The following is a 5,809-nucleotide window of genomic DNA, read 5'->3' on the forward strand; positions in this document are numbered from 1 at the left end:
TTTTGTCGAGGCCTGGCCCGCCCTCACCCGGTCGTCCTGCGGACGCCCGACCTCTCCCGCCACGCGGGAGAGGCACAAAAAGGGGTCCGCGCCGTCATCAAATGGCCCCGGCGGTGCGCATCGCGGCGATGGCATCGGCGTCGTAGCCGACCGAGGCCAGGATCTCGTCGGTGTGCTCGCCCAGCAGCGGCGAGCGGTCGACCGGCACGTCGTTGTCGGAGAGCCGGATCGGCGAGGCGACCTGGACGTAGTTGCCGCGCTCCGGATGCGGCACCTCGACCAGCATGCCGCGGTCATACATCGAGCGGTCCTCGATCAGGTCCTTCATGCTGAGGATCGGGCCGCAGGGCACGTCGATCTCGTTCAGCGCCTGCATCACCTCGATCTTGCTGCGCTGGCTGGTCCAGCCCTGGATGATGCCGAAGCATTCATCGAGATGGGACAGCCGCGCCTCCGGCGTGGCGAAGGCCGGGTCCTCGATCAGCTCCTCGCGGCCGATCAGCCGCATCAGCGGCGCCCAGCCCTGGGGCTGGATGATGACGTAGGCATAGTCGTTCTCGCCGCCCGGGGCGCAGCGCAGCGCCTGGCCCGGTTGGCCGCCGCCCGAGGCGTTGCCGGAGCGCGGCACGGCGTCGCCGAACTCCTTGTTCGGGTATTCCCGCAGCGGCCCGTGCACCAGGCGCTGCTGGTCGCGCATCTTCACGCGGACGAGGTTGAGGACGCAGTCCTGCATCGCCACCTCGACCCGCTGGCCACGGCCGGTCTGGGTCCGCTGCAGCAGCGCCGCCAGCACGCCGGCGACCAGATGCATGCCGGTGCCGCTGTCGCCGATCTGGGCCCCGGTCGAGGTCGGCGGGCCGTCATGCCAGCCGGTGGTGCTCATCGACCCGCCCATGGCCTGGGCCACGGTCTCATAGGCCTTGCAGTCGACATAGGGGCCGGGGCCGAAGCCCTTGACCGAGGCGTAGATCACCCGTGGGTTGATCTTCTGGATCTTGTCCCAGGGGAAGCCCTGGCGGTCGAGCACGCCGGGGCCGAAATTCTCGATCAGCACGTCCGACTGCTCGAGCAGCTTGATGAAGGCCTCCTGCCCCTGCGGCGACTTCATGTTGATGGTGATGCTGCGCTTGTTGCTGTTCAGCATCGTGAAGTAGAGGCTGTCGACATTCGACTTGTCGCGCAGCTGCGACCGGGTGATGTCGCCGCGGCCGGGCATCTCCACCTTGATCACATCGGCCCCGAACCACGCCAGGATCTGCGTCGCCGAGGGTCCCGACTGGACATGGGTCATGTCGAGAACGCGCACCCCATCCAGGGCCTTGCCCATGGTCTCTCTCCCTATCTGTGCCGGTGGCAGGACGGGGCGCGGGCGGCTGTTCTGGTGCAGCCCGCGCCCGCGGCCGCTTACTTGTACATGGTCTGGTTCATGGTCCCCGGGGCGTAGGCGTCGGGGTCGATCCACACATTGATCAGTGACGGCTTGCCGGAGTCCCGCGCCCGCTCCAGCGCCGGGCGGATCTGGCTGGCCTCGTACACCTCCTCGCCGTAGCCGCCGAGCATCTGGGCGAATTTGGAGTAGTGCACGTCGCCCAGCTTGTTGCCGACATTGCCCTTCTCCGGCCCGTATTTCTGGATCTGGCCGTAGCGGATCTGGTTCATGTGCGAGTTGTTGCCGACCACGCCGATGAAGGGCAGGTCGAACCGCACCATGGTCTCGAAGTCCCAGCCGGTCAGGCTGAAGGTGCCGTCGCCGAACAGGCAGAGCACCTCCTTCTCCGGCTGGGCGATCTTCGATGCCATGGCGAAGGGCACGCCGACGCCGAGGGTGCCGAGCGGGCCCGGATCCATCCAGTGGCCCGGGGCCCGCGGCTTGACCACGCCGCCCGAGAAGGTGACGACGTCGCCGCCGTCGCCGATATAGACGGTGTTGTCGGTCAGGAACTCGTTCAGCTCATAGGCCAGGCGCAGCGGATGGATCGGCGAGGCGTCGGAGCGCAGCTTCGGCAGCCGCGCCGCCTCCATCTTCGCCTCCTCGGCCCGCAGCTCCTCCAGCCAGGGCTCGCGGCCCTTGGCGCCGTTGTCGACCCGGCCGGAGACGGCCTGGGTGACGGCGGCGAAGATGGCGCCGCAATCGCCGACCAGGCCGAGCGAGACGTCCCGGTTCTTGCCGACGGTGCGGTAGTCGAGGTCGATCTGCACCACCGTGGCGTTGCGGCCCAGCCGCTTGCCGTAGCCCATGCGGAAGTCGAAGGGCGTGCCGACGATCAGGATCACATCGGCATTGTCGAAGGCGTAGCGCCGGGTCTGCTGGAAATGGTGCGGGTCGCCCGGCGGCAGCGTGCCGCGGCCGGCGCCGTTCATGAAGGCCGGGATGTTCAGGGTGCGGACGAAATTGATCGCGTCGTCGGCCGCGCGGCAGGTCCAGACCTGCTGCCCCAGCAGCACGCAGGGCTTCCTGGCATGGACCAGGATGTCGGCCAGCTTCTCGATGTCGCGCGGGTCGCCGATGCTCTTGGTCGACCAGCGGTAATGGCCGGCCTCGGGCAGCCGGGCCTTCTTGACCGGCACATGGCCGTCCAGGATGTCGCGACCGATCTCGAGATAGACCGGGCCTGGGGCGCCGGCGAAGGCCTCGCGGAACGCCATCGAGCACATGTCGGCGACGCGCTCCGTGGTCACCACATTGGCCGCGAACTTGGTGATCGACTTCATCATATCGACATGCGGCAGGTCCTGCAGCGACCCCATCTTGTGCTGGTCGAGGGCACCCTGGCCGCCGATCAGCAGGAACGGGCTCTCGGCGCGGAAGGCGTTGGCGACGCCGGTGATGGCGTCGGTCGTGCCTGGGCCGGCGGTGACCACGGCACAGCCGGGCTTGCCGGTGACGCGGGCATAGCCGTCGGCGGCATGGGCCGCCACCTGCTCGTGCCGGACGTCGATGATGCGGATGTCTTCGTCCAGGCAGCCGTCATAGATGTCGATGATATGGCCGCCGCACAGCGTGAAGATGGTGTCGATGCCCTCGGCCTTGAGCGCCTTGGCCACGAGGTGACCGCCGGAGATGACCTCCTCCGTCGCGGCCGCTTCCTTCACTGCAGTATCGGGCATGATCGCTTCCTCCTCACCTCTTGCTCGGGATGCGCGGCATCGCGCGGCGCCGGGCGGTCATTCGAAGCCGGTCCCGTGCCGCTCGACCGACCGCGACAGGTCGAGGGCGTGGTTGCGGACCAGCGTCTCGGCGAGATCCCCGTCGCGCCGCGCCAGGGCCTCGACGATGGCGGCGTGGTCCGCCACCGACCGCTCGGCCCGCTCCGGCCGGCCGATCAGGGACCAGCGGATGGCGCGGATGTGCAGGAACAGGGTCTCGGTCATCTCGGTGATCAGGGCGCAGCCGCCGAGACGGATCAGCGCCTGATGGAAATCGATGTTGGCGGCGGCGAACCGATCGGGCGAGTCCGCCTCCGCCGCCTGGCCGGCGATCATGGCGCGCAGTTCCTCGACCCCGGCCGGGCCGGCCTGCTCGGCCGCCAGGCGGGCGGCCATGCCCTCCAGCGCGGCCCAGACCACGATCAGCTCGCGGATCTCGTCCCGGGTCTTGCGCACCACGAAGACGCCGCGCCGCGGCATCGACCGGACGAGACCCTCCTGCTCCAGCAGCGCGATGGCCTCGCGCACCGGGGTCCGGCTGATGCCCAGCGCCTCGCACAGCTGCCGCTCGTCGATCCGGATCGGGCGGCTGTGGCCGTAGATGTTCATGCGCACGATGGCGTCGCGCAGGGCCTGGTAGGCCTTGGCCTTGTAGCTGGCCTTGGCGGCCAGCGGCGCGACATCGAGCGTCACCCCATCCACCAGCATCGGCGTTCCGTCCCAGAGCGTGCGACCGGCCGCGAAGGCTCTTTGGTCGACTGAATTCAGAATTTTGTATACCAGAAGAATCGGTCCGGCAAGCCGAGAAAGCGGATGTGATCGTCTTTTTACTTGGGATTCTTCGAAACTTTATGCTGCACCGCAAAAAATGGCCGCACCACGGTGTGGCACGGCCCAGTCGGGAGGAAACTTGTGGGGTGGAGACCTGTTCTTCGCCCCCTCCATTGTCATCCTCGGGCTTGACCCGAGGATCCAGGGGCTTTCAAGAGCCGTTCTCGGTGGCCCTGGATTGCCGGGTCAAGCCCGGCAATGACAATAAGGGGACGAGCCTTCCCCTTACGCAGCCAGGCTCTTGGCCACGTCCTCGCACATCTTCTTGGCGTCGCCGAAGAGCATGAGGGTGTTGTCGCGGAAGAACAGCTCGTTCTCGACGCCGGCATAGCCGGACGCCATCGACCGCTTCACGAACAGCACCGTCTTGGCGTTCTCCACGTCCAGGATCGGCATGCCGTAGATCGGGCTCGCCGGGTCGGATTTCGCCGCCGGGTTGGTCACGTCGTTCGCCCCGATCACGAAGGCCACGTCCGCCTGCGCGAAGTCCCGGTTGATCTCCTCCAGCTCGAACACCTCGTCGTAAGGGACATTGGCTTCGGCCAAGAGCACGTTCATGTGCCCGGGCATGCGCCCCGCCACCGGGTGGATGGCGTAGCGCACCTCCACCCCCTCCTTCTTCAGGAGATCCGACATCTCCCGCAGCGCGTGCTGCGCCTGCGCCACCGCCATGCCGTAGCCCGGCACGATGATCACCGACCGCGCGTTCTTCATCACGAAGGCCGCATCCTCCGCCGACCCCTGCTTCACCGCACGGTCGCCGGCGGCGCCGCCGGCCGCGGCTGCGTTGGCTTCACCGCCGAAGCCGCCCAGGATCACGTTGATGATCGACCGGTTCATCCCCTTGCACATGATGTAGCTGAGGATGGCGCCCGACGACCCGACCAACGCACCCGTGACGATCAGAAGGTTGTTCTGCAGGGTGAAGCCGATGCCCGCCGCCGCCCAGCCGGAGTAGCTGTTCAGCATCGACACCACCACCGGCATGTCCGCACCGCCGATCGGCAGGATCAGCAGGAAGCCCAAGGCCAGGGCGACCAGGATCAGCAGCAGGAACGCCGCCCCGGACTGCCCGGCGCACATCCACACGATCAGCAGGATGATGACGATGCCCAAGGCTGCGTTCAGCGGGTGCTGCATCGGGAACACCAGCGGCTTGCCCGAGACCAGGCCCTGCAGCTTGGCGAAGGCGACCAAGGAGCCGGTGAAGGTGATCGCCCCGATCGCCGCCCCCAGCGCCATCTCGATCAGGCTGCCGACATGGATCGCCCCCGGCGTGCCGATATTGTAGGCCGCGGGGTCGAGGAACGCCGCCGCCGCCACGCACACCGCCGCCAGGCCGACCAGGCTGTGGAACGCCGCCACCAGCTGCGGCAGCGCCGTCATCTGGATCCGCTGCGCCACCACATAGCCGATGCCGCCGCCGATCGCGATCGCCGGCACGATCAGCCAGTAGTTCCGCACCTGCGGCAGCAGCACCAGCGTCGTCGCCACCGCGATCGCCATGCCGGCGATCCCGTACCAGTTCCCCTGCCGGCTCGTCTCCGGGCTCGACAGGCCCCGCAGCGCCATGATGAAGCACACCGCCGCCACCAGATACGCCAGCACCGCCAGGCTCGTCATCGCGATCCCCTCGCCTTCGTCTCTTGGATTGTCGCCTGAACGGGCTGTCTCAGCCCTTCTTCCGGTACATCGCCAGCATGCGGCGGGTGACCAGGAAGCCCCCGAAGATGTTCACCGAGGCCAGCAGCACCGCCAGCGCCCCCAGCACGCTCGACGCCCCGATCACCGCAGGGCCCGCCGCGATCAGGGCCCCCACCACGATCACCGA

Annotated in this window: 5 protein-coding genes; all 5 read right to left on the reverse strand. The window is 68.0% G+C overall.

The window, feature by feature from the left end; all coding sequences use genetic code 11:
• Positions 1–97: 97 nt before the first annotated feature.
• On the reverse strand, positions 98–1,327 hold the full coding sequence (gene frc / locus P409_RS24325; RefSeq protein WP_034844713.1) for a formyl-CoA transferase: 1,230 nt from the start codon (positions 1,325–1,327) through the stop codon (positions 98–100).
• A gap of 77 nt (positions 1,328–1,404) precedes the next feature.
• Positions 1,405–3,108, reverse strand: coding sequence for a thiamine pyrophosphate-binding protein (locus P409_RS24330; RefSeq protein ID WP_034844715.1), 1,704 nt, complete (start codon positions 3,106–3,108; stop codon positions 1,405–1,407).
• Positions 3,109–3,165: 57 nt separating this feature from the next.
• On the reverse strand, positions 3,166–3,855 hold the full coding sequence (locus P409_RS24335) for a GntR family transcriptional regulator (RefSeq protein ID WP_034844717.1): 690 nt from the start codon (positions 3,853–3,855) through the stop codon (positions 3,166–3,168).
• Positions 3,856–4,203: 348 nt separating this feature from the next.
• Positions 4,204–5,601, reverse strand: a complete 1,398-nt coding sequence (locus P409_RS24340) for an NAD(P)(+) transhydrogenase (Re/Si-specific) subunit beta (RefSeq protein WP_034844719.1) — start codon at positions 5,599–5,601, stop codon at positions 4,204–4,206.
• Between the two features lie 49 nt (positions 5,602–5,650).
• The coding region (locus tag P409_RS37310) for a proton-translocating transhydrogenase family protein (RefSeq protein ID WP_161790461.1) at positions 5,651–5,809 on the reverse strand (159 nt) is incomplete at its 5' end.

This window comes from Inquilinus limosus MP06 (assembly GCF_000767795.1).
Classification (GTDB): domain Bacteria; phylum Pseudomonadota; class Alphaproteobacteria; order DSM-16000; family Inquilinaceae; genus Inquilinus; species Inquilinus limosus_E.